This is a genomic window from Streptomyces sp. NPDC051133 (assembly GCF_040682635.1).
Taxonomy (GTDB): Bacteria; Actinomycetota; Actinomycetes; order Streptomycetales; family Streptomycetaceae; genus Streptomyces.
In genome coordinates, this window is record NZ_JBFBBK010000006.1 from 206,070 (window position 1) to 229,236 (window position 23,167).

At 73.5% G+C, this 23,167-nt stretch carries 24 protein-coding genes; 14 read left to right on the forward strand and 10 right to left on the reverse strand.

The genetic code is table 11. The features are described from left to right. Positions 1-13: 13 nt before the first annotated feature. The 6 genes from AB0N17_RS09775 to zapE all read right to left on the reverse strand — a co-directional run bounded on the left by AB0N17_RS09775 (position 14) and on the right by zapE (position 5,414). On the reverse strand, positions 14-598 hold the full coding sequence (locus tag AB0N17_RS09775; RefSeq protein ID WP_366010651.1) for a YbhB/YbcL family Raf kinase inhibitor-like protein: 585 nt from the start codon (positions 596-598) through the stop codon (positions 14-16). A gap of 10 nt (positions 599-608) precedes the next feature. Next, positions 609-1,412, reverse strand: a complete 804-nt coding sequence (locus AB0N17_RS09780; protein ID WP_366010652.1) for a slipin family protein — start codon at positions 1,410-1,412, stop codon at positions 609-611. 150 nt (positions 1,413-1,562) lie between these two features. After that, positions 1,563-3,074, reverse strand: coding sequence for a SulP family inorganic anion transporter (locus AB0N17_RS09785; RefSeq protein WP_366010653.1), 1,512 nt, complete (start codon positions 3,072-3,074; stop codon positions 1,563-1,565). 8 nt (positions 3,075-3,082) lie between these two features. After that, a complete protein-coding gene (locus AB0N17_RS09790) occupies positions 3,083-3,661 on the reverse strand; it encodes a carbonic anhydrase (RefSeq protein ID WP_366010654.1) in 579 nt (192 codons plus the stop codon). Positions 3,662-3,734: 73 nt separating this feature from the next. Beyond that, complete coding sequence (locus tag AB0N17_RS09795; protein ID WP_366010655.1) at positions 3,735-4,145, reverse strand: hypothetical protein; 411 nt, start codon at positions 4,143-4,145, stop codon at positions 3,735-3,737. Between the two features lie 165 nt (positions 4,146-4,310). Continuing rightward, a complete protein-coding gene (gene zapE, locus AB0N17_RS09800) occupies positions 4,311-5,414 on the reverse strand; it encodes a cell division protein ZapE (RefSeq protein ID WP_366010656.1) in 1,104 nt (367 codons plus the stop codon). A 37-nt stretch (positions 5,415-5,451) separates the two neighbouring features. Between zapE and AB0N17_RS09805 the strand changes: the two genes are divergently transcribed. From AB0N17_RS09805 to AB0N17_RS09850, 10 genes are all read left to right on the forward strand, one after another. Then, entirely contained in the window at positions 5,452-6,267 is an 816-nt protein-coding gene (locus AB0N17_RS09805) for a pyrimidine reductase family protein (RefSeq protein ID WP_366010657.1), read from the forward strand. A gap of 129 nt (positions 6,268-6,396) precedes the next feature. Continuing rightward, the gene (locus AB0N17_RS09810; RefSeq protein WP_366010658.1) at positions 6,397-6,870 is read left to right on the forward strand and encodes an indole-3-glycerol phosphate synthase; all 474 of its coding nucleotides are present in this window, start codon (positions 6,397-6,399) and stop codon (positions 6,868-6,870) included. A gap of 99 nt (positions 6,871-6,969) precedes the next feature. Beyond that, the gene (gene murC / locus AB0N17_RS09815; RefSeq protein WP_366010659.1) at positions 6,970-8,361 is read left to right on the forward strand and encodes a UDP-N-acetylmuramate--L-alanine ligase; all 1,392 of its coding nucleotides are present in this window, start codon (positions 6,970-6,972) and stop codon (positions 8,359-8,361) included. Positions 8,362-8,375: 14 nt separating this feature from the next. Beyond that, on the forward strand, positions 8,376-8,783 hold the full coding sequence (gene msrB / locus AB0N17_RS09820; protein ID WP_366010660.1) for a peptide-methionine (R)-S-oxide reductase MsrB: 408 nt from the start codon (positions 8,376-8,378) through the stop codon (positions 8,781-8,783). 76 nt (positions 8,784-8,859) lie between these two features. Further along, the gene (locus tag AB0N17_RS09825; RefSeq protein ID WP_366010661.1) at positions 8,860-10,155 is read left to right on the forward strand and encodes a GAF domain-containing SpoIIE family protein phosphatase; all 1,296 of its coding nucleotides are present in this window, start codon (positions 8,860-8,862) and stop codon (positions 10,153-10,155) included. Positions 10,156-10,330: 175 nt separating this feature from the next. Continuing rightward, positions 10,331-11,455, forward strand: coding sequence for an ABC transporter ATP-binding protein (locus AB0N17_RS09830; protein ID WP_366010662.1), 1,125 nt, complete (start codon positions 10,331-10,333; stop codon positions 11,453-11,455). Then, positions 11,452-12,105 (forward strand): ABC transporter permease subunit, encoded by a 654-nt coding sequence (locus AB0N17_RS09835; RefSeq protein WP_366010663.1) that lies wholly within the window; start codon positions 11,452-11,454, stop codon positions 12,103-12,105. Before AB0N17_RS09830 ends, AB0N17_RS09835 begins: the two co-directional genes overlap by 4 nt. Beyond that, on the forward strand, positions 12,102-12,770 hold the full coding sequence (locus tag AB0N17_RS09840) for an ABC transporter permease (RefSeq protein ID WP_366010664.1): 669 nt from the start codon (positions 12,102-12,104) through the stop codon (positions 12,768-12,770). The genes AB0N17_RS09835 and AB0N17_RS09840 overlap by 4 nt, the downstream gene beginning before the upstream one ends. 100 nt (positions 12,771-12,870) lie before the next feature. Continuing rightward, positions 12,871-13,827: an ABC transporter substrate-binding protein gene (locus AB0N17_RS09845; protein ID WP_366010665.1), complete on the forward strand. Its 957-nt coding sequence runs from the start codon at positions 12,871-12,873 to the stop codon at positions 13,825-13,827. A 226-nt stretch (positions 13,828-14,053) separates the two neighbouring features. Then, positions 14,054-15,445: an MFS transporter gene (locus AB0N17_RS09850; protein WP_366010666.1), complete on the forward strand. Its 1,392-nt coding sequence runs from the start codon at positions 14,054-14,056 to the stop codon at positions 15,443-15,445. A 25-nt stretch (positions 15,446-15,470) separates the two neighbouring features. On the opposite strand, the gene AB0N17_RS09855 is transcribed toward AB0N17_RS09850, so the two are convergent. Both AB0N17_RS09855 and AB0N17_RS09860 read right to left on the reverse strand, forming a co-directional pair. Continuing rightward, positions 15,471-16,460, reverse strand: a complete 990-nt coding sequence (locus tag AB0N17_RS09855; RefSeq protein WP_366010667.1) for an Lrp/AsnC family transcriptional regulator — start codon at positions 16,458-16,460, stop codon at positions 15,471-15,473. A 29-nt stretch (positions 16,461-16,489) separates the two neighbouring features. Continuing rightward, positions 16,490-16,945: a TerB family tellurite resistance protein gene (locus AB0N17_RS09860; RefSeq protein ID WP_366010668.1), complete on the reverse strand. Its 456-nt coding sequence runs from the start codon at positions 16,943-16,945 to the stop codon at positions 16,490-16,492. Positions 16,946-17,120: 175 nt separating this feature from the next. Here AB0N17_RS09860 and AB0N17_RS09865 point away from each other — a divergent pair, with 175 nt between their 5' ends. The 3 genes from AB0N17_RS09865 to tatA all read left to right on the forward strand — a co-directional run bounded on the left by AB0N17_RS09865 (position 17,121) and on the right by tatA (position 20,503). After that, on the forward strand, positions 17,121-17,489 hold the full coding sequence (locus AB0N17_RS09865; RefSeq protein WP_366010669.1) for a metalloregulator ArsR/SmtB family transcription factor: 369 nt from the start codon (positions 17,121-17,123) through the stop codon (positions 17,487-17,489). Continuing rightward, complete coding sequence (locus AB0N17_RS09870; protein WP_366010670.1) at positions 17,479-19,986, forward strand: HAD-IC family P-type ATPase; 2,508 nt, start codon at positions 17,479-17,481, stop codon at positions 19,984-19,986. The genes AB0N17_RS09865 and AB0N17_RS09870 overlap by 11 nt, the downstream gene beginning before the upstream one ends. 244 nt (positions 19,987-20,230) lie before the next feature. Then, entirely contained in the window at positions 20,231-20,503 is a 273-nt protein-coding gene (gene tatA, locus AB0N17_RS09875) for a Sec-independent protein translocase subunit TatA (protein WP_366010671.1), read from the forward strand. Positions 20,504-20,558: 55 nt separating this feature from the next. Here the strand turns inward: tatA and AB0N17_RS09880 are convergent, their stop codons facing one another. Together AB0N17_RS09880 and AB0N17_RS09885 are read right to left on the reverse strand one after the other, a co-directional pair. After that, on the reverse strand, positions 20,559-21,053 hold the full coding sequence (locus AB0N17_RS09880) for a DUF6114 domain-containing protein (RefSeq protein WP_366010672.1): 495 nt from the start codon (positions 21,051-21,053) through the stop codon (positions 20,559-20,561). Positions 21,054-21,058: 5 nt separating this feature from the next. Continuing rightward, positions 21,059-21,757 (reverse strand): DUF6230 family protein, encoded by a 699-nt coding sequence (locus tag AB0N17_RS09885; RefSeq protein WP_366010673.1) that lies wholly within the window; start codon positions 21,755-21,757, stop codon positions 21,059-21,061. 657 nt (positions 21,758-22,414) lie between these two features. Here AB0N17_RS09885 and AB0N17_RS09890 point away from each other — a divergent pair. Further along, positions 22,415-23,068, forward strand: a complete 654-nt coding sequence (locus AB0N17_RS09890; protein ID WP_366010674.1) for a Tat pathway signal sequence domain protein — start codon at positions 22,415-22,417, stop codon at positions 23,066-23,068. The last annotated feature ends 99 nt before the right edge of the window (positions 23,069-23,167 follow it).

The window sequence follows — 23,167 nt, forward strand, 5'->3', positions numbered from 1 at the left end:
GCCCGAGCGCCGGCTAACGGCCGTACCGCCCGGTCAGCGTCCCCGACGCGAGGGTGTGGCCGGACAGGGCGCCGAGCAGGTCGGCGGGGGTGGTGTCCGGGGCGAGGGACGGGCGGCGGTCGGTGGCGTACACGGTGAGGACGTAGCGGTGCGGGTGGTCGCCGCGGGGCGGGCACGGGCCGCCGTAGCCGGTCCGGCCGAAGCCGTTGCGGCCCTCGGCGGCCCCGGCCGGATGCTCGCCGGCGGCCAGGTGGGCGGTGTGCGGGGCGATGTCCCACGCCAGCCAGTGCGTGAACGTGCCCCCCGGGGCGTCGGGGTCCTGCAGGAGCAGGGCGAGGGAGACCGTGCCCGCGGGTACGCCGGTGACGCCGAGCGGCGGTGAGACGTCCTCGCCCTCGCAGGTGTAGCGGCGCGGGATCGTGCCGCCGTCCGGGTAGGCGGGGCTCGCGACGGTGAGCCGGTGCGCGGCGGAGGGCGTCGGGACGGGGGCGGACGCGGCGGAGGACGTCGGGGCGGGGTCGACGGCCGGTCCGCCGCCGCTCCCGCAGCCCGACGCGACGGCCATCGCGGCCACGGCGGCCATCCAGCTCTTGCGCATGTCCGGCACGCTAGCCCGTGCGCTGCCCCCCGTCACCGTTCGACGCGGGCAGTTGCTGCGGGCCCTTCTCCAGGAAGTGCAGCAGCTCCACCGGGATCGGCAGGACCAGCGTGGAGTTCTTCTCGGCCGCCACCGCCATCACCGTCTGCAGCAGCCGCAGCTGGAGCGCCGTCGGCTGGTCGGACATCTGCTGCGCGGCCTCGGCGAGTTTCTTGGAGGCCTGCAGCTCGGCGTCGGCGTTGATGATCCGGGCCCGGCGCTCCCGGTCGGCCTCCGCCTGGCGGGCCATGGACCGCTTCATCGTGTCCGGCAGCGACACGTCCTTGATCTCCACCCGGTCGACCTGGATGCCCCAGCCGACGGCCGGGCTGTCGATCATCAGCTCCAGGCCCTCGTTGAGCTTCTCCCGGTTGGAGAGCAGATCGTCCAGCTCGCTCTTGCCGATGATCGACCGCAGCGACGTCTGCGCCATCTGGGAGACCGCGAACTTGTAGTCCTCGACCTTCACCAGCGCGCTCTCCGCGTCGACCACCCGGAAGTAGACGACGGCGTCCACCCGGACGGTGACGTTGTCCCGGGTGATGCCCTCCTGGGCGGGGATCGGCAGTGTCACGATCTGCATGTTGATCTTCTGCAGCCGGTCCACGATCGGGATGATCAGCGTCAGCCCCGGCGGGCGCGCGTCACCGGACACGCGGCCGAGCCGGAACAGCACCCCGCGTTCGTACTGCTTGACCACCCTGGCCGCCATCGCCAGGTACACGAGCCCGGCGCACCCCGCCGCGACAGCCGCCCCCAGCAGCTCCTGGACCATGATGACCTCCTCGCACAGAGGTCCGGTTTCGTCTGCATCTGTAACGATATGCCTGGTACAGGGCGGAAGCCATGGGCCGGGCGGGCCCTGCCCGGACGGGTCCGGGCCGGGGCGCCGAGGGGCGTCGGCACCCCGGCCCGGGGACGGCGGCTACACCGCCCCCGCCCCCGCCGCCGCGGTCCGGGCCGCCGGGGCCGTGACCCGCACCGGCTCCGTGCCCGCCGCGCTGTGCCGCTCGGCCCAGTTCTCCAGGGCCGTGCGGCAGGCGTGGTCCAGATGGTGCAGGCCGGACAGGTCCAGCCGGACCGGGCGGTCCTGGGGCAGCGACTCCAGGCTGTCCAGGATTTTCGGCAGCCGCAGGAAGGTCGCGTTGCCCGACAGGTGCGCGTCGACCGGGCCCGCGCCCTTGTCGACGACCTCCAGCCTGATGTGCGAGGCCTCCCAGGCCGTCTTCACGACCGCCAGCGCCAGACCGATCAGCACGCCCTCGAACATGCTGACCGCGACGATCGACAGGGCCGTGACGGACAGGATCAGCGCCTCGCCCCGCTGCTCGCGCCACAGCCCGGCCAGCGCCCGCACCGGGACCAGCTTGGCGCCGGAGTGGATCAGGATGCCCGCGAGCGCCGGGACCGGGATGTGGGCGAGGACGCCCGGCAGCAGCGCGGCGAACAGCAGCAGCCACACGCCGTGCAGCACGCGGGAGGCCTTCGTACGGGCGCCCGCCTGGACGTTGGCCGCGCTGCGCACGATCACCGCGGTCATGGGCAGCACGCCCAGCACCCCGCACACCGTGTTGCCGGCGCCCTGGGCGATCAGCTCACGGTCGTACGCGGTGCGCGGCCCCGCGTGCAGCCGGTCCACGGCCGCCGCGCTGAACAGCGACTCGGCGGACGCGATCAGCGTGAAGGCGACGACCGTGCCGAGGGCCCCGGCGCCGGCCAGCTCGCCGAACGCGCTCAGCGGCGGTGGCTGGACGGAGCCCAGCAGGCCGCGCACCTCGACCGTGGCCACGGGCAGGCTCAGCGCGAAGGCGGCCAGCGTGGCGAGCCCGACCGCGGCCAGGGGGCCGGGGACGGCGCGCAGCCAGGCCGGGGCGTGCTTCCACAGCAGCAGTACGGCGACCGTGCCGGCGCACACGGCGAGCGAGACCAGTGCCGCACCGTCGCCGAAGGCGTCCAGGAACGCGCCGGGCAGCCCGGCGATCTTGCCCGGCCCGGAGTCGGGCGCCTTCGCCGCCAGCGCCGGGTAGAGCTGCCCGGCGACGAGCACCAGACCGATTCCGGCCAGCATGCCCTCGACGACGGAGACCGAGATGGCGCGGAAGTACCGGCCGAGCCGCAGCAGGCCCATGCCGACCTGGAGCAGCCCGGTGGCGAGCACGATCGCGCCGAGCGCCGGCAGCCCGAACTCCTTGACCGCCTCGAAGACGAGCACGGTCATGCCGGCCGCCGGCCCCGACACCTGCAGGCTGCTGCCGCGCATCAGCCCGGTGACGAGGCCGCCGACGATCCCGGTGACCAGGCCCAGTTCGGCCGGGACCCCGGAGGCGACGGCCACGCCCACGCACAGCGGCAGCGCGACCAGGAAGACGACGAGCGAGGCGGCGAAGTCCCGCCTCAGGTGCGGGAAACGGGATATGAGGGCGGGCTTCCTCGTCATCGGCGCGCTCACAGGGACTCGAAGGTGTCGGACTGCGGGCGGTGCGCCCGGACGGCGCCGGTGTGCACCTCGTAGTACCAGGCGTGCAGGGCCAGCCGGCCCTCCGTCAGCCTCCGCGCGACGCACGGGTACGAGCGCAGCCGCAGCAGCTGGGTCAGGACATGGCTCTGCACCCCCTCGGCGACCTCCGGGTCCTCGGCCGCGCCGGCCGGACGCGGGGTGGCGTGCGCCAGCCAGTCGCGCACGGCGGGTACGGCGGTCAGGTCGTCGCCGCGCACCAGCGCGCCGACGGCACCGCAGTGCGAGTGGCCGCAGACGACGATGTCGCGGACGCCGAGCACCTCCACGGCGTACTCGATCGTGGCCGCCTCGGCGGTGGGGTGCGCGCAGGCGTGGGGCGGCACGATGTTGCCCGCGGTGCGCAGCTCGAACAGCTCGCCGGGGCGGGCGCCCGTGATCAGGGCCGGGACGACCCGGGAATCGGAGCAGGTGATGAAGAGCACCTGCGGGGACTGGCCTTCGGCGAGTTCGGCGAACTCCTCAGGGCGCTGTCCGAACGAACGGGCGTTGTCGATGAGGGGCTGCATGGGTGGTCCTCCTGGCGCGCCTGACCGGCGCGTCGGGCTCGAACGACGGTGGTGGGGGGAGGGCGGGCACCCGTCAGCAGCGGAACACCTGGAGCACTGCCGGGGCGGGGGCCCGGGAAGGTCTGGCGGCATGCCGGGGTTCGGCGCCGGGGGCGTGCGGCGCCTCGGCGCCGGCGGCCGGGCCGTCGGCTATGAGGGGGTGCTCCTGCGCGCAGCCGGAGGACGGGCGGCGCTGTCGGTCGCGCAGGTGGGGGACGCCCGCGGGGTCACCCGTGCACCCCGGGGCGCGCAGTGAGCCCACCCCGTCGCGCACCGGCTCGGCGGGGGAGGCGATTCCGGGCTCGGCCTCGGCCCGGGCCTGGGCCTGTGCCTGACTGAGCGTGTGCGCGGATGCGAAGGGTCCGGTGGGAGCGAACAGCTGGAACGCGAGCAGGAGTCCGGCGAGCAGGGCCAGGCGGGCCCGGGCCGTCGTACCGCGGAACATGCGCCCCCCTCCCGTCGCTGCACGTCTCTTGAGCGGACCAAGCGTTGGTCAATGGACGGTCAAGAAACACGTTAACCCTGCAAAGTCCTTTGCAGGGTCAACTGCGCGTTACGGGCGCGAGAGAGCGTGAAAAGTGCCGGTCGATTGGCGGGATCCGGCTCTTGACTAGGAGTCGACGAGCCCCTTGGCGTCGCGGGCCAGCGCGGTGAGCCGGGAGATCGCCCGGAAGTACTTCTTCCGGTAGCCGCCCTTGAGCATCTCCTCGCTGAACAGCCGGTCGAAGGGCAGCCCCGAGGCAAGCACCGGCACCTCGCGGTCGTAGAGCCGGTCCGCGAGCACCACCAGCCGCAGCGCGGTCGACTGGTCCGGCACCGGCTCCACGCCGGTCAGGCACACCGCCCGCAGGCCGTCGGTCAGCGCGCCGTACCGGCTCGGGTGCACCTTGGCCAGGTGCGCCAGCAGATGCGGGAAGTCGTCCAGCGAGGCGCCCTCGGTGGCGTACGCCGCCTTCGTCACCTGTTCGTCGGTGAACGGCGCCGGCGCCTCGGGCAGACCGCGGTGACGGTAGTCCTCGCCGTCGATGCGCAGGGCGCGGAAGTGGGCCGACAGCCCCTGTATCTCGCGCAGGAAGTCGGCGGCGGCGAACCGGCCCTCGCCCAGCTTGCCGGGCAGCGTGTTGGAGGTGGCGGCCAGCGCCACGCCCGCCTCGACCAGCTTGCCGAGCAGCGTCGAGACCAGCACCGTGTCGCCGGGGTCGTCCAGCTCGAACTCGTCGATGCACAGCAGCCGGTGCCCGCTGAGCGTCTGCACGGTCTGCTGGAAGCCGAGGGCGCCGACGAGGTTGGTCAGCTCCACGAACGTGCCGAACGCCTTGAGCGCGGGCTCGGCCGGGGTGGCGTGCCACAGCGAGGCGAGCAGATGGGTCTTGCCGACGCCGTAGCCGCCGTCCAGGTACACCCCGCGCGGACCCGCCGGGGCCTTGGGCGCCTTGGGCCTGCCGAAGCCGAAGAAGCCGCGCCTGCCGGCGCCGGAGGCGTGCGCCCCGCCGAGCCCGGCCGCGAAGCCCTCGAGCACGCGCACGGCCTCGGTCTGGCTGGGCTGGTTCGGGTCCGGTATGTAGGTGGAGAAGCGGACCGAGTCGAACCGCGGCGGCGGCACCATCTCGGCGACCAGCCGGTCGGCGGGGACGTGCGGCTCGCGGGCGCACAGCGAGAGGGGGCCCGCGTCGGTCACGGGGCCGGATCCGGGGGCGGTGGTGGAGGACGACACGGTTATCCATGCTAAACGCCGTGTCACACTGCACGACATGCGACGCCTGTTCCCTGTGACCGACGAAACAGCAGCCCCCGCCCGGGAAGGGGCCGCGGAGGCCGGCGCCCCGGACGGGGGCGGTCGTGAGTGGAGCCTCGCCGAGCTGGCCGCCGTCTACGCCTACCCGCAGCCCGAGCCGGGCGTCCCCCGGCCCTGGCTGCGCGCCAACATGGTCTCCTCGCTCGACGGCGCCGCCCAGCACGAGGGCCGCTCCCAGCCCATCTCCAGCGCCGCCGACATGCGGATCTTCGGCACGCTGCGGGCGCTCTCGGACGTCGTCCTGGTCGGGGCCGAGACGGTGCGGCAGGAGGGGTACCGGCCGGCACGCGCGCGTGCGGAGTTCGCCGGGGCCCGCAAGGCCGCCGGGCAGAGTCCCGCCCCGGCCGTCGCCGTCGTCACCGCCAGCCTGGAGCTGGACTTCTCCCTCCCGCTGTTCACCTCGCCCGTGGTGCCCACGCTGGTGCTGACCGGAGCCGCCGCCGCCCCCGACCGGGTGGCCGCCGCCGAGAAGGCCGGCGCGCGGGTGGTGATCGCCGGTGACGGCATGGGCGTCGACCCCGCGCGCGCGGTCCGCGCCCTCGCCGACCTCGGCCACACCCGGCTGCTCACCGAGGGCGGGCCCCGGCTGCTGGGGCAGCTCGTCGCCGCGGAGGTGCTGGACGAGCTGTGCCTGACGATCTCGCCCATGCTCACCGCGGGTGACGCCCAGCGCATCGCGGGCGGCCCGTCGGTCGTCGTCCCGCGCCGGTTCGCCCTGGCCTCCCTGCTGGAGGAGGACGGATTCCTGTTCGGTCGTTACCGCCGGTCCTGAATCGGCGGAATATATCGTTCCGCCTGGCTTGCGGAGGGCAGACTTAGACCGGTAGTACCCGTGCGATCGCGGGGAAGGATGGTTTCCTCAGGGGCCTTCTCGGGGCCCACCGAGTAGAAGAGGCGCCTGGTGTTCACAAGCGTTCTGATGATCGAGAAGGCCCTGACGTCCGCCGACGTGGAGTTCGTCACCACCCTGCACGGGGACGAGCCGATCACCTTCCACGTGCTGCTCCAGCCCCGCGGCGACCAGGCGGACCGCCTGCTGCGGGCGATCGACGACATCGCGCTCGGCGAACTCGACGAGGCGGTGCGCGAACGCGAGACCCCCGAGGGGGAGGAGGCGCGCAGCGTCGGACAGCAGGCGCTGGACGTCTCCGTACAGGCCCTGCGGACCGCCGGGAGCCGGGCGGAGGGCCGGATGGTCGAGGACCACCCGCTGGACGCGCTGAAGGGCCTCGTCGCCGAGGTGGGCGCCGACGAGGTGATCGTGCTGACCGATCCCCACTACGTGGAGGAGTTCTTCCACCGGGACTGGGCCTCACGGGCCCGGCACAAGGTGGGCGTACCGGTGCTCAAGCTGTTCTCCCACAGCAAGGCCTAGTCGCGCGGGGCGCCGCCCCCGGGCCCGTTGCGGGGCGGCCCGTGCCCGAGCGCATAGGCTAGGCCCGCTCTCGTACGTACCGTCTCTGGGGAGAAACGCATGGCACCCGGCCTTCCTACCGCCATGGACCGACCGCACTTCATCGGCATCGGCGGCGCCGGGATGTCGGGCATCGCCAAGATCCTCGCCCAGCGCGGGGCGAAGGTCGCCGGCAGTGATGCCAAGGACTCGGCGACCGCCGAGGCGCTGCGCGCGCTCGGCGCCACCGTGCACATCGGGCACGCCGCCGCGCACCTCGCCGACGACGCGAGCTGTGTCGTGGTGTCGTCCGCCATCCGCAAGGACAACCCGGAGCTGGCCCGCGCCGCCGAGCTGGGCATCCCTGTGGTGCACCGCTCCGACGCGCTCGCCGCGCTGATGGAGGGGCTGCGCCCGATCGCCGTGGCCGGTACCCACGGCAAGACCACCACCACCTCCATGCTGGCGGTCTCCCTCGGCGCGCTCGGCCTGAAGCCGTCGTACGCCATCGGCGGCGACCTCGACGCGCCCGGCTCCAACGCGCTGCACGGCGAGGGCGAGATCTTCGTCGCCGAGGCCGACGAGTCGGACCGCAGCTTCCACAAGTACGCGCCCGACGTGGCCATCGTACTCAACGTCGAACTGGACCACCACGCCAACTACGCCTCGATGGACGAGATCTACGAGTCCTTCGAGACGTTCGTCGGCCGTGTCACCGAGGGCGGCACCCTGGTCGTCTCCGCCGACCAGGAGGGCGCGCGCGAGCTCACCCGGCGCGTCGCCGGCCGGGCGGTGCGGGTGGTGACCTACGGCGAGGCGCAGGACGCCGACGTCCGGGTGCTGTCCGTGGTGCCCCAGGGGCTCAGGAGCGAGGTGACGGTCCTCCTGGACGGTGGCGAGCTCACCTTCACGGTCTCCGTGCCCGGCCGGCACTACGCCCTCAACGCCGTCGCCGCGCTCACCGCCGGCGCCGCCCTGGGCGTCCCGGCCGCCGAACTGGCGCCCGCGATCGCCGCCTACACCGGCGTCAAGCGGCGCCTGCAGCTCAAGGGCGAGGCCGCCGGGGTCCAGGTCATCGACTCCTACGCCCACCACCCGACCGAGATGACCGCCGACCTGGAGGCCATGCGCGCCGCCGCCGGTGACGCCCGCATCCTCGTCGTCTTCCAGCCGCACCTGTTCTCCCGCACCCAGGAGCTGGGCAAGGAGATGGGCCAGGCCCTGGCCCTCGCCGACGCCTCCGTCGTCCTCGACATCTACCCGGCCCGTGAGGACCCGGTCCCGGGCGTCACCAGCGAGCTGATCATCGATGCCGCGCGCGCGGCGGGCGCCGATGTGACCGCCGTCCACGACAAGGCGGAGATTCCCTCCGTGATCGCGGGAATGGCGAAGCCCGGTGATCTCGTTCTCACCATGGGCGCGGGCGACGTGACCGACCTGGGCCCGCTGATCCTGGACCGCCTGTCGCAGTGAAGGGGCTGAGGCTCATGTCGTACGACGTCGAGAAGCCGGACGAGCAGTGGCGGGCGGAGCTGACCCCGGCCGAGTACGCCGTGCTGCGCCAGGCCGCCACCGAGCCGGCCTTCACCGGTGAGTACACGGACACCAAGACCGAGGGCGTGTACTCCTGCCGGGCCTGTGGCGCCGAACTGTTCACGTCGACCACCAAGTTCGCCTCGCACTGCGGCTGGCCGTCCTTCTACGACCCGAAGGACACCGACGCGGTCGAGCTGGTCGAGGACCGGTCCCACGGCATGGTCCGCACCGAGGTGAAGTGCGCCCGGTGCGGGTCCCACCTCGGGCACGTCTTCGCGGGCGAGGGCTATCCGACCCCGACCGACCAGCGGTACTGCATCAACAGCGTCTCGCTGCGGCTGGCCCCGGACGAGGCCTGACACCCGAGGGGCCGGCGGGGCGGCCGGGACCGTGGTGAGCGGTGCCGGGCCCGTTCCCGTTTGAGATTCTGTGAGGGTGAGCGGTGTGGCGCGCTGGATCCAGGGCCGTCGCAGGTCGCTGCCGTCCGACGGCGAACGCCGGGAGGAGGGGGCCGGCGAGCCGGAGGGCGGCGCGACACGGCTGGAGGCGCTCCGGGCCCTCGCGAGCGGCGTCGGCACCACGCTCGACGAGGACACGACCTACGCCGAGCTGACCCGGGCCGCCGTCCGGCTGGCCGGCGGCGCGGCCGCCGTCATGCGCAGGACCGGGAGGACCGTCTCCGGGTACGAGGCGGTCACCGGCACCGCGGCCCTGCTGCCCGACGACCGCTGGGCCACGGCCGTGGCCCGGGAGGCGGGCTTCCCGGCGGCCGACCGGCACCCCGAGCCCTGGTCCGAGCACCCGCCCGGCCACCGCGGCCGGCCCGCCCTCTGCGTGCCCCTGACCAGCGGCACCGACCAGTACGGCGTCCTGGTCGCGGCACGGCACGGTACGGCGTTCACCCGGGCTGAGGCCGAGCAGCTCGCCCTCCTCGCCGAACGCGCCGCCTCCCACATCCGGCACGCGCGCTCCTACGACCAGGTCAGCCGTACGGCCGGTGACCTGCAACGCGCCCTGCTCGCGGAGCCCGGCCGGCCGCACCCGAACCTGGACGTCGCCATCCGCTACCTCCCGGCCGGCAGCAGCCGGGTGCTGGTGGGCGGTGACTGGTGCGAGACCGTACGGCTCCACTTCGGCCGCACCCTGCTGGTCGTCGGCGACGTGATGGGCCACGGTCTGGAGGCCGCCGTCGACATGAGCGCCTACCGCTCCTCGCTGCGCTACATCGCCTCCTCCGACCTGCCACCGCACCGGGTGCTGCGGCAGCTGGACGACATCGCCTCGGGGGAGGGCGAGCGCAGGCCGGCCACCTGTCTGCTCGCGCGGGTCGACCCCGGCCGGGGCCAGGTCACGCTGTCCAGCGCCGGCCATCTGCCGCCCGTGCTCATCGACCGGGAGGGCCGGACCACCCCCCTGTCCGTCCCGGTCGGACCGCCGCTCGGCACCGGTTTCGGCGGCTACGAGTCCGCCACCCACCGGCTCGCCCCCGAACAGACCCTGGTGCTCTTCACCGACGGCCTGGTGGAACGCCGCGGCGAGGACATCGACAGCTCCCTGGCCCGGCTGTCCGAGCTCCGCTTCACCACCGGCGACGGCGTCGACCACGTCCTGGACACCATCCTCACCCGCCTCGACGCACGTCACGCGGAGGACGACGTCGCCGTCCTCGCGGCCCGGCCGTACGCCCGGCAGGCGCAGCCGGCCGCCGGCGACGCCACCGCGGCGCCCTGATCCGGGCCGGCGCCCTGATCCGGGCCGGGGCGCGGCCCGGTCCGGAAACCGCGGTGCTCGCTCGCCGAAGTGCTGAAACACTCGCCGTCTAGACTCTGCCCGCAACGGCCTGCGCATCGACGACCGTGGCCGAAAGCGGGCAGCGAGCTGCCAAACCCGAAGGGCATTCGGCGTCTTGATACGGATAGATTCAGTCACGAAGCGGTATCCGGACGGCACGGTCGCGGTCGACCGGCTGTCCCTGGAGATACCGGACCGCGCGATCACCGTCCTCGTCGGGCCCTCCGGCTGCGGCAAGACGACGACCCTGCGGATGATCAACCGGATGGTGGAGCCCAGCGAGGGCAGCATCCTCCTCGACGGCACGGACATCCGGCAGCAGCCGGTCAACACCCTGCGCCGCTCGATGGGTTACGTCATCCAGAACGCCGGACTCTTCCAGCACCGCACCATCCTCGACAACATCGCCACCGTGCCCCGCCTGCTCGGCTGGAGCAAGCAGAGGGCACGCACCCGGGCCGCGGAGCTGATGGAGCGCGTCGGGCTCGACACCGCGCTCGCCAAGCGGTACCCGTACCAGCTCTCCGGCGGCCAGCAGCAGCGCGTCGGCGTGGCCCGCGCCCTCGCCGCCGACCCGCCCGTGCTGCTGATGGACGAGCCGTTCTCCGCCGTGGACCCGGTGGTCCGCAAGGGGCTGCAGGAGGAACTCCTGCGCATCCAGGACGAGCTGGGCAAGACCATCGTCTTCGTCACGCACGACATCGACGAGGCCATCAAGCTCGGCACGATGGTCGCGGTCCTGCGCACCGGCGGCCGTCTCGCCCAGTTCGCCCCGCCCGCCGAACTGCTCAGCGCGCCCGCCGACGCCTTCGTGGAGGACTTCCTCGGCTCCGACCGGGGCATCCGCCGGCTGTCCTTCTTCCCGTCCGGGGGCCTGGAGTTGCAGACCGCGCCGCTCGTCGGGATCGACGCGGACGCCGAGCGGTTCGCCTCCCGGGACGGGGTGCCCCACCTGCTCGTCACCGACGCCGACGGACGGCCGCTCGGCTGGGCCGAGCCGGACCGGCTCACCGCCGCGGAGATCGACCGGGAACAACTACTGCCGATCGGACGGCCGTTCGTGCCCGGCAGAGACTCCCTGCGCACCGCGCTGGACGCGGCCGTGCTCTCGCCCACCGGCTGGGCCGTGGCCGTGGACGGCGAGGGTCACGCGGTCGGCGTCGTCTCCCAGCAGACCATCGGCGAGGCGATCCGCGCCGCCCACACCGAGGTCCCGCAGGACGCGAAGGCCGCGCGATGAGCGGCTTCTTCGACATCCCGAGCGACCTCGGGCACAGTTACGCCGGGCTGATCGGCCTGCACCTGCGGGAGGCACTGATCCCGGTGCTGGCCGGGCTGCTGGTGTCCCTGCCCGTGGCCCAGTTGTGCGTACGGTTCCGCTGGCTCTACCCGCCCGTCCTCGGCCTCACCGTCGTGCTGTACGCCATCCCGTCCCTGGCCTTCTTCGTCGTGCTCATCGACTACACCGGTCAGACGGAGACCACGGTGATGATCCCGCTCGCCGTGTACAGCCTGGTGGTGCTGGTCCCGGCGATCGTGGACGGCGTCCGCTCGGTGCCGCAGGAGACCCTGGCCGCGGCCACCGCCATGGGCCTCGGGCCGGTACGGCGCTACCTCCAGGTGCAGTTGCCCATCGCCGTGCCCGCCATCATCGCGGGTCTGCGGGTGGCGACCGTTTCGAGCATCTCCCTGGTCAGCGTCGGCATGCTCATCGGCAACCAGGGCGCCCTCGGCAACCTGCTCAACGACGCGAACATCTACCACCGCCCCGAACTCGCCGTGACCTCCGTGCTGACCATCGCCGCCCTGGCGATCCTCGCCGACCTCGTGCTGATCCTCGTACGGATCCTGCTCACCCCCTGGATGCCGAAGAAGGGCGCCGTCCGGTGAACGTACTGAACTTCGTGCACGACTTCCTCGGCGACGGTGCCCACTGGCACGGCTACGACGGCATCCCCACGCGGCTCGGCGAACACCTCCGGTACACCCTGGAGGCCCTCGCGATCGCCGCCGTCATCGGACTGCCCGTCGGTCTGGTCACCGGGCACACCGGCCGCGGCGGGAACGTCCTCGCGCTGATCGCCACCGCCGGGCGGGCGCTGCCCAGCTTCGGGCTGCTGGTGCTGCTGTTCATCTGGATCGGGCTCGGCCTGCTGCCGGCGATGATCCCGCTGGTGGTGCTCGCCGTGCCGCCGATCCTGGTCACCACCTACGAGGCGATCAGCTCGGTCGAGCCGTCCCCGGTCGACGCGGCGCGGGGCCTGGGGATGTCCGAGACCCGGGTGCTCTTCCAGGTGGAGGTCCCGGTCGCGCTCCCGCTGATCCTGACCGGCCTGCTCACGGCCGCCATCCAGATCGTCTCCACCGCCACCATCGCGGCCTACGTCAGCCTCGGCGGCCTCGGCCGGTACATCATCGACGGCCTCTACCAGCGGGATTACGCGAAGGTCGTCGGCGGGGCCACCCTGGTCGCGGGGCTCGCCCTGGCCACCCTCGCGGTGTTCTGGGCGGTGTCGCGGATCGCGGTCTCACCCGGTGTGCGCAGGCGAGGCTGACGTGAGGGCGACACTCGTGCGCTCAACCGACCGCAGATCGAGGCCGATCGGTGACCCGACGGCCTTGACTGACCGAGAAGGCCCTGGATTGGATCAGCGAGTGACTTACACGACCCACATCAGCAGGTCCATCCGGAGGAACCGAGGCGCGGCGGTGGTCGCCCTCGCGGCGGCGACGGCTCTGCTGGCGGGCTGTTCCTCCTCCGGCAAGTCCGACGACCCCCTGTCGGGCGGCAAGGCGAGCGGCGACAGCGTCGTCGTCGGCTCCAACAACTTCGCCGAGAGCACGCTGCTCGCCGACATCTACGGCGAGGCACTCAAGGCCAAGGGAATCAAGGTCACCTACAAGCCGAACATCGGCAGCCGCGAGACCACTTACGGTCTGCTGAAGAACGGCTCCATATCGGTGCTGCCCGAGTACAACGGCGCGCTGCTCGCCTACCTGGACTCCAAGGCGGCGCCGAAGACCGTCGAGGAGACCACCTCGGCCATCGAGGCCAAGCTGGACTCCAAGCTCACCCTGCTGCGGCCCTCGCCCGCGCAGAACAAGGACTCGGTGACGGTCAACCCGGCCACCGCGGCCAAGTACCACCTCACCGGGAAGTCCTCGATCGCCGACCTGAAGGACATCGCGAAGGACCTGGTCATCGGCGCCTCGCCGGAGTTCCAGACCCGTCAGCAGGGCCTGGTGGGCCTGAAGTCCGTCTACGGGCTGCAGTTCAAGTCCTTCAAGGCCCTGGACGCGGGCGGGCCGCTCACCCAGACGGCGCTGAAGAAGAACGCCGTGCAGGTCGCCGACCTGTTCACCACGGACACGACCATCTCCCAGGAGAAGTTCGTCGTCCTGCAGGACCCGAAGAACCTCTTCGGCTTCGAGAACGTCCAGCCGCTCGTCCAGAAGGGCGGGCTGTCCAAGAAGGGCGCCGACGCGCTCGACGCGGTCTCGGCGAAGCTCGACACCGCGACCCTGCTGGACCTGGACACCCAGGTGCAGTCCCAGAAGAAGGACCCGCTGGAGGTCGCCAAGACCTGGCTGAAGTCCACCGGTCTCGGCTGATCTCCCGGCACGAGGCCACGCCGCCAGGCACGGACGCGGGCGCCCCGGACACCGGGGCACCCGCGTCCGCGCGTGTCAGCCCCCGCACGGGCGTTGGTTTCCCCCGACAGGTGCACCGGCCATGGAAGAAATCCGCAGTCTTCCCCCGCCAGGTGGAGTCCGCCTGCCGCCCCCTCCCACGCTGACCCGAGACCGGTTCCGGTCCAAGAGCGTGAGAGGAAACCCCATGATCACGGAACAGACGCCTGCCGCGCCCCCGCACCCGCACCGCCGCCTCGCCCTCGTGGCGCTGCTGCTCGGCGAGGCGATGAACCTGCTGGACGCGACCGTCGTCCAGGTGGCCGCGCCCGCCGTCCACGCCGACCTCGCGGGGCCGGTCCGCGACGTCCAGTGGTTCGCCACCGCCTACACCCTGCCGTTCGCCGTGCTGCTGATCACCGGCGGCCGGCTCGGTGACATCGCCGGCCGGCGAAGGATGTTCGTCCTCGGCGTCGCGGTGTTCACGGCGGCGTCCGTGGCCTGTGCGCTCGCACCCGCGGCGGGCCCGCTCATCGCCTTCCGCGCGGTCCAGGGCGCCGCGGCGGCCCTGATCGTCCCGCAGACCATCGGGCTCATCAAGGCGATGTTCTCCGGGGCGGAGACGGCGAAGGCGCTGGGCAGCATCGGTCCGGTGATGGGCCTCGCCGCCGTCTGCGGGCCGGTCGTCGGCGGTGTGCTGACCCACGCCGACCTGTTCGGCTCGTCCTGGCGGGCCGCGTTCCTGGTGAACGTGCCGGTGGCCGCCGTGGTGCTGGCCCTCTCGGCGTACCTGCCGGAGAACCGTGCCCCGCACCGCCCCGCCCTCGACTGGCCGGGCACCGCCCTGGCCGCGCTCGGCACCGGCCTCGTCGTGTACCCGCTGGTCGGCGGCGACCTCGGCCGGCTTCCCCTGCGCTCGTGGGCGTCGGCGGCCGCCGGACTGCTCGTGCTGGCGGGCTTCGGCGTGCACCAGCGGCGGTCGGCCCGCCCGCTGGTGGAGCCGAGCCTGTTCACCCACCGCGGCTTCCCGGCCGCCCTGGTCACCTCCACGGCCTTCTTCGCGGTGACCAACGGCCTGACGACGGTGGTCGTCCTGCAGCTGCAACTCGACGCCCGAACCGGGGTGTTGCCGGCCGGCCTGAGCCTGCTGCCGTGGTCCGCCGGGCTCGCCGTCGCCTCCTGGCAGGCCGGCTCCCGGCTGGTACGACGCCACGGGCGCCGTGTCATGCCGTACGGGCTCGGCGTGCTGCTGGCGGGCCTGGCCGCCGCCGTCGCCGCGTACGGCAGCACCGCACCCGGGCACTACCCGGTCACGCTGCTGCCCGCCCTCGCCCTCATCGGCCTCGGTGCCGGCCTGTTCACCCCCGCCTTCTTCACCCTCGCCCTGCACCCCCTGCGCCCGCACGAGGTCGGCTCGGCGGCCGGACTGCTCAACGCCGTGCAGCAACTGGGCGCCACGCTGGGCGTGGCGGTGCTCGGGAGCGTCTACCTGGCGGGAGGGGGGCTCACCGCGGCCCAGGACGCGTGCTGGGTGGCGATGGGGCTGCTGGGCGTGACGTGGGCGGCGAGCGCACGGGTCGGCACGGGGGAGGGAGCCTAGACGGGCACGCCGTCGCTCACCGGCCTCACCCGGCAGGACCCTTGCGCCGTACGCTCGGCAGGGCCATCGCGGGACTCGCCGCCTTCAGGGTGCGCAGCACCGGGCTGGACTCCAGCGTGTCGATCTCCCGGAGCGAGCCGAGCCGCCGGGTGAGGTAGCGGTGCAGGTCGGCCGGGTCGCGGCACAGGGCCTGGGCGACCAGGTTGGTGCGGCCGGTGGTCGCCGCCACGAAGGCCAGTTCGTCATGGCCGGCCAGCGCGCGGGCGACCTTCTCCTGGTCCGCCGGGCGCACCGACAGCCACAGCAGCGCCCGGGTGCGCACGCCGAACAGCCCGGCGTCCACCTCCACGTCGAAGAACAGCGCGCCGGCCGCGCGCAGTTCGGCCAGCCGCCGGGCCACGGTCGTCGCCGACCAGCCCGTGGCCCGCGCCAGCTCTCCCTGCCCGGCCCGTCCGTCCCGCTCCAGCGCGGCCAGCAACTCCGCGTCCTCCGGCCCTGGTTGCCGTGACGCCTCCGCCGGTTCCCGGTACGCCAGGGCCGTCTGCTGCCGCTCGTCGAGGGCCTGGGCGCTGCGCCGCCAGTTGCCGGGGCCGCCCAGATAGGTGTGGAGCAGGCAGTGCGCGGAGACGGCGGTGATGCCGCCGGTGCGCGGGACGTCGCGCAGCAGGAGGGGGCCGGGGGAGCCGTCCTCGGCCGGCGCGTGGATCACCGCCGTGATCTCCGTGCCCCCGGAGGTCAGCTTCACCCAGGACGTGTCCGGCCGCCGCACCAGCGCCTCGGCGACGTTCTGCGCGGAGCGCGCCGTCGCCGTCAGCCGGACCAGCCACTGCGCGCGGCCGGCCCGGTGCGGGTCGGCCAGCCCCACCACGCGCAGCCCGGCCTCCGCGCGCAGCCGGCGGTAGCGGCGCGCCACGGTCTGTGCCGAGACGCCGAGCACCTCGGCGATCCGGCTGAACGGCGCCCGGCCGTCCACGTGCAGGGCGTGGACGAGGGCCCGGTCGAGGTCGTCGAGCATGCCCCCATCCTCGCCCGTCGCCCGGTGGCTCAGAGGTCGAACTCGTGCGGCGGCAGTTCCAGGGTGAAGCACGCCTCGCGCACGACCGCCTGCTCGGTCTTGTCGAAGTCGCCGTCCGCGCCGCCGATGACGATGCCGATCTGGATGACCGCGCGCGCCTCGGCCGGCTTCTTCTTCGCCTTGGCGATCTCCTGCAGCACGCTCACCTTGCCGAAGGCGAAGTCGGTCGTCAGCTTGTTCAGATTCTCCTCGAAGCGGCGCCTCAGGTCGTCCGCCGGGAAGTTCTGCAGCACCTCGTTCGTGGCGATGAGCTGGGCCACCCGCTGCCGCTCCGACGGGTCGACGGTCCCGTCGGCCGCCGCCACCAGCGCGCACATCGCCATGCTCGCGTCGCGGAAGGCGCCGCTCTTCAGGTCGTTCTTCTTCGCCACCAACTGGGTCTGCATCTGCGACGCCGACTCCTTGACGCGGTCCCACAGGGCCATGCGCACTCCTCGTATCCGCGGTCGGGTGCTCCCTCAGCACACCGCCGGCACCTTCTACAGCACCGTAGAAACTGACAGGGCGCCCGGGAAGTTCCCGCGCACCTAGACTGAATCCCCGCACAGACGGAACACAGCGACGCGAACACGGTGACGACGCAGCGGGAGGAAAGCGACAGTGGCGACAGCGCCCGGCACCGGCCATCAGGACCCCTCCGCCGACGTACTCGCCGAGGCGGCCGCCGCGTTCGGACTCCTCGCCTCGCCCGCCCGGCTGCACATCGTGTGGGCGCTGGCCCGGGGCGAGAGCGACGTCACCGGGCTCGCCGAGCGGGTCGGCGGCGCGCTGCCCGCCGTCAGCCAGCACCTGACCAAGCTCAAGCTCGCCGGTCTCGTCCGTTCCCGCCGCGAGGGCCGGCGCCAGGTGTACTTCGTCGACGCCGTCGAACAGGCCGCCGTCGTCGACGTCGTACGGCTCCTCGTCGGCCGGCTCGCCGAACGGGACACGCCCGCCCCGGCCCGGGCCCGCCGCCTCCATGGCATCTGACCCGGGGACCGGCACCGCCCTGCAGGTGCTGCGCCACCTGGACACCGGCCCGCGCGGACTCACCGACGCCGAGGCCGGCGCCCGGCTCGCGGCCGTCGGCGAGAACACCCCGCCCCGCCCGCACACCCCCTCCTGGCTCCGGCGCTGTCTGCGCGGCCTGCGCGAGCCGTTCACCGCCGTCCTGCTCACCCTCGGCCTGGTCTCGGCGTTCGTCGCCTCCTGGGGCACGGCCGGGGTGATCCTCGCGCTCGTCGCCGTCAGCTGCGTGCTGCGCGCGGCCGGCGAGCGGCGCGCCGACCGCTCCCTGGCCGCGCTGCGCGACCTGGTCACCGGCACGGCCACCGTGCTCCGCCGCACCGACGACACCTCCGCACCCCGCGCCCGCGAGGTCCCGGTCGCGGACCTGGTGCCCGGCGACGTCGTACGGCTCGGCCCCGGCGACCTCGTGCCCGCCGACGTACGGCTGCTGCGCGCCCGCGGGCTGAGCGTGCACGAGGCCGCGCTCACCGGCGAGTCGGCGCCCGCGCCCAAGACCGCCGCCGACCCGGCCGGTCCGGGCGCGGAGTCCCACCTGTGCTTCCAGGGCAGCGCGGTCGCGGCGGGCAGCGCCACCGCCGTGGTCGTGGCGACGGGCCCCGGCACCCGGTTCGCCGCCGCCCAGCGGGCCCCGGACCGCCGCGAGCCCAGCGCCTTCGACCGGTCCGTGCACGGCATCGCGTGGGTGCTGGTCCGCTTCATGCTGCTCACCCCGCCGCTGGTCCTGATGGCGGGTGCCGCGCTGCGCGGCTGGGGCCTGGAGACCCTGCCGTTCGCGGTGGCGGTGGCGGTCGGGCTCACCCCCGAGATGCTCCCGGTCATCGTCACCACCTGCCTGGCCCGCGGCGCCGCCCTGCTGGCCCGCACCCACCGGGTCGTCGTCCGGCGGCTGCCCGCGCTGCACGACCTCGGCGCGATCGACGTGCTGTGCGTGGACAAGACCGGCACCCTCACCCAGGACCGGCCCGTCGTCGCCCGCTCGCTCGGACCGGACGGCCGGGACGACCCGGAGGTGCTGCACTGGGCCGCCGTCGCCGCCTGGTGGACGCTCCAGCTCGCCGAACTCCCCGCCCCCGACGCCCTGGACGAGGCCCTGCTGGAGGCCGCGGGACCGGCCGGTGAGGAGTACGACGGTCTCGCCGCCCTGCCCGTCGAGGCCGGCCGGCGCCACGCCACCGCCGTCGTCGCCGACGGTCTCGGCCGCCACCGGCTGATCACCAAGGGCGCCGCCGAGGACGTCCTGGACCGCTGCGCGCTGCCGCCCGCCGAACGCGACCGGCTGCTCGCGCTCGCCGCGCGCGAGGCGGCGGCCGGCCGGCGCGTGCTCGCCGTCGCCACCGCCACCCGGCCCGCCCGCACCCGCCCCCGCACGCCCGCCGACGAGCACGGCCTCACCTGCCTCGGGCTGGTCACCTTCCGCGACGAACTCGCCCCCGGCGCCGCCGAGTCCCTGCGCACCCTCGCCGGCCTCGGCGTCACCGTGCACGTCCTCACCGGCGACCACCCCGGCACCGCCGCCCGCGCCTGCCGGGACCTGGGCCTGGAACCGGCCGAGGTGCGCCTCGCCGCGGACGTCACCGGCCCCGCCCCGGCCGGATCCACCGCCGTGATCGCCCGCTGCACCCCCGCCGACAAGGCCCGTGTCGTCGCCGGACTGCGCGCCGCCGGGCACACCGTCGGCTTCCTCGGCGACGGCGTCAACGACGTGCCCGCGCTGCTCGCCGCCGACGTCGGCGTCGCGCCCCGCGGCGCCGTGGCCGTCGCCCGGGAGAGCGCCGACGTGGTGCTCGGCGAGAAGGACCTCACCGCGCTCGGGCACGCCGTCGTCGCCGGCCGGTACAGCAGCGCCAACATCGCCTCCTACCTGCGCGTGACGCTCTCCTCCAACCTGGGCAACGTCCTCGCGATGCTCGCCGCCGGACTGCTGCTGCCCTTCCTGCCGATGCTCCCGGCCCAGGTGCTCGTGCAGAACCTGTGCTTCGACGCCGCCCAGCTCGCGTTCGCCCACGACCGCCCCGGCGCGCGTGCGCTGGGCCGGCCGACGGTGCTGCGGCCACCCGCCTTCCTGCGCTTCATCACCGGCTTCGGCGTCCTCAACGCCGTCGCGGACCTCGCCACCTTCGGGGTGCTCGCCCTCGCCCTGCACGGCCCCGACGCCCTCGACGACGAGGCCGTCTTCCACTCCGCCTGGTTCACCGAGAACCTGCTCACCCAGGCACTGGTCATGCTGCTCCTGCGCAGCGGGCGGCGGCTGACGGAAGGCGGGCGGCTGGGTCCCGTCGGCTGGGCGGCCGCCCTGCTCACCGCCGTCGGCCTGGCCGTCCCGGCCGGTCCGCTGGGCGCGGCGCTGGGCCTCGCGCCGCTCTCCACCGGCTACCACCTGCTGCTCACGGCCGTGCTCGGCGTGTACGCCCTCGCCCTCGCGACGGTGAAGGCCCGGCTCGACCGGCGACAGCGGTAGGGCCCGGCTCGACCGGCGACAGCGGTAGGGCCCGGCTCGACCGGCGATGGCGGTAGGGCCCGGCTCGACCGGCGACGGCGGTAGGGCACAGGTCACGCCCCGGCCGCCGGCCGTTCGCGGTGGCGCCCCCCCCGGTGTCCCACCCCAGGTTGTACAGTTGCGCAATGTAGCAACCATCGCTGCGCCGGCCGGTGGCACAGGAGCCCTCGGTCTTCAGGACAATGTGAGAAAGGGAGGGGCGCTCATGCTGCGCAACGGACTGGAGCCCTGGCACCTGCTGATCGTCGCGGTCGTCTTCATCGTGCTGTTCGGCTCCAGGAAGCTCCCCGACACCGCCCGCGCGCTGGGCAAGTCCATGCGCATCCTGAAGAGCGAGGCGAAGGCGATGAAGGACGAGTCCGGCACGCCGGGCGGCGCGACCGCGCCGGTCGTGGAGCCGACGGCGGTCCGCACGGCGAGCGAGGGGACGGCGGCCGACGCGGCGGCCGCCTCGCAGTCGCCGGCCGCCGCGGGCTGAGCCGGAGGCGCGCTCGGGACCGGCGGACCGGGGGACCGGGGCCGGCCGACGGCCTTCAGACCGCGCCCTCCGTCAGCTCCCCCTCCTGCGCGGGCCGTTCCGTCGGCTCCCCGTCCTGCTCGTGCGCGGGCCGTTCCGTCGCCGCGCGCGCCTGCCTGCGCCGCTTGCGGCGGCTGACCCGGGGCTCCTGGTCCGGGAGCCAGCCGAAGGCGAGGCAGCTGCCCGTGACGCCGAGCAGGAGGCCGAGGAAGAAGCCGCCCAGGTTGGACGTGAGCCAGGTGCCGAGGGCGAGCAGGACGCCGGTGATGGAGTAGAAGAGCCGCTGGGCGGGGTTGAAGAGGATCAGCAGGCCCAGCAGCACCATCAGGCCGGGCAGCAGATAGCCGGCCAGGCCCTGCATCCCGATGTGCATGACGACCTTCAGCGAGGCCTTCTCGGTGAGCAGGATCTCGCCCCCGCCCAGGGCGAGCAGCAGCCCGCCCCAGAACGGCCGGCGGGACCGCCAGCCGCGGAAGGCGGCCCGCGCTCCCCGGCGTGGACGGTCGGCCACCGCGCTCAGCAACCCGAGTCGCTGAACCGGAGCTTGAGGCCCGGCAACTTGAACACACCGGCCGTGGTCGCGTAGTTGGTCTGCCGCAGATTGCCGATGTGCACGGTGTCGGCCTGCTGGCTGAAGACGCCGATCGGGCCCTTCACGCCCGCCTTGTCCAGCGTGCTGGCGTCGTTGCCGATCTCGATGTTGTTGAACGCCGCGTCGCCGGACAGCTCCGTGGAGTCGGTGGTGAGATCGCTGGCCCGCACCTTGGCCGCGCCACTGCCCGCGGTGATGAGCAGGTTGGTGCCGCCGAGGTCGACGCTCTGGCACAGGTGGTCGAGCGTGGCGTTCTTGATCGCGGACGTGACGATGAGCACCTGCCCGCCCGTGTCCCCGGCGTTCGGGCTGCCGTCCGCCATGGTGTCGAGGCCGCCGAACTGCTCGAAACCGGTTCCGTTCAGTTCCGTCGCGGTGACCGTGAACGGCATGCCGGAGATCGCGAACTGCACACCCAGCGCGCCCTGCGCGGTGAGGACCGCGAGACCGGCGGCGAGCAGGGTGGCGGGGACCGCCATCACCGCGGCCCGGCGTGCCCGGACCCGCCCCCGCCGCTCGCCGCCGGTGGCGGTCCCGGCGGCGCTCGGGGCTTCGGACGCTGAACCGCTTCCCGGGTTCTCGGGGGTGCTGCCGACGGACGGGACGTCCGGGGACGAGGCCATGTCTGCTCCCATGGGCATGGATCACGATGCGGGTCGGGGTTTCCGTGGCGCGGTGTCCTGGCGCGGACCGCGACCACCGCGTACGCCTCCTCGCGCTCCCGGCGGATGCAAGGGCTTTCTCGTTACGCGGCAGTAGCCTGCCAGGAAGTTACCGCCGGTTACTTTGAAGGGTCAAGGGAGCTGTGAAAAAAGGGTGTCGGATGTGCGCGGTCCGCGATCTCGCTCGACAACTCCCTTGTGAACGCTTGACGTTGATGGTTCATCAGGTCTACAAATTCCCCTGTTTCCCGGATCCGTGGCGCCGGATCCGCAGAGCGGCCCGGCCGCGTTCCCGGCCCTGACGGCAACCGCTCTCACCGATGTACGGCAAACGCTCACATCGCACCTGCGGCACGCGCGGATTCGGTCCGTGCCCGGCCGCCCCTGAGCCCGGCCCGGCCGGAGTCTTCCGTCGAAGCCCCCTGCCGGGATCCGGCCCCGCCGCCGTCGCCGGTCCGTCGCGTACGGAGAAGGCGCAACGGCCCTGCGCCGGCGGCATCACCCGCGCCACCCGCACGCCTCCTCACGCCCCACCTCTCACACGCAGCACGCACGCGCCCCCACACCCCCACCCCACCTCGCTCCATCCGTCCCCCACCTCGGAAGAGAGGCACCCGCATGCGTACGCGAACCCTCCTGGCCCTGGCCGGCACCGCCACCGCGCTCACCCTCGCCGTGGCCGGTCCCGCCTCCGCCGACGGCAGCGCCGTCCTCACCACGGGCGGCACCGGCGGCACCGCCGCCGCCGTCGGTGACACCCTCACCGCACCCCTGGCCTCCGGCACCTCGGCCACGTTCTACTCCAGCGCGACCGGCACCAGCGGCGTGTCCTGCACGTCCTCCCAGTTCACCGCCACGGTCACGGGCAACCCGGCCGCGCCCGGCACGGCCACCGAGTCCGTCACCGCGCACACCTTCGACAGCAGCAGCTGCACCAGCAACGTCACCGGTGTGCTCGGGGTCAGCGGCATCACCGTCGAGCACCTGCCCTACAGCGCGACGGTCGCCTCCGACGGCACCCTCACCGTGCTGCCCGCCGCCGGCTCCACCATCCAGACCACGGTCAAGCTGCGCACCCTGCTGGGCACCGTCACCTGCGTCTACCAGGCGCCCAGCCTGACCGGGAAGGCGGACAACGCCGACAGCAGCATCGCCTTCACCAACCAGCAGTTCAGCAAGACCTCCGGATCCTCGCTGTGCTTCTCGAGCGGCTGGTTCACGGCCAAGTACGCGCCCGTCACCGACGCGGGCGCCCGGGTCTACGTCAACTGACCCTCGCGCGAACCCGGTCCCCCGAGCGAGGGGATGACGTCGCCGCCGCGGGAGCGGAGGGTGGTGAAGTCACCGCCGATGACCGAGCCGTCCACCGGC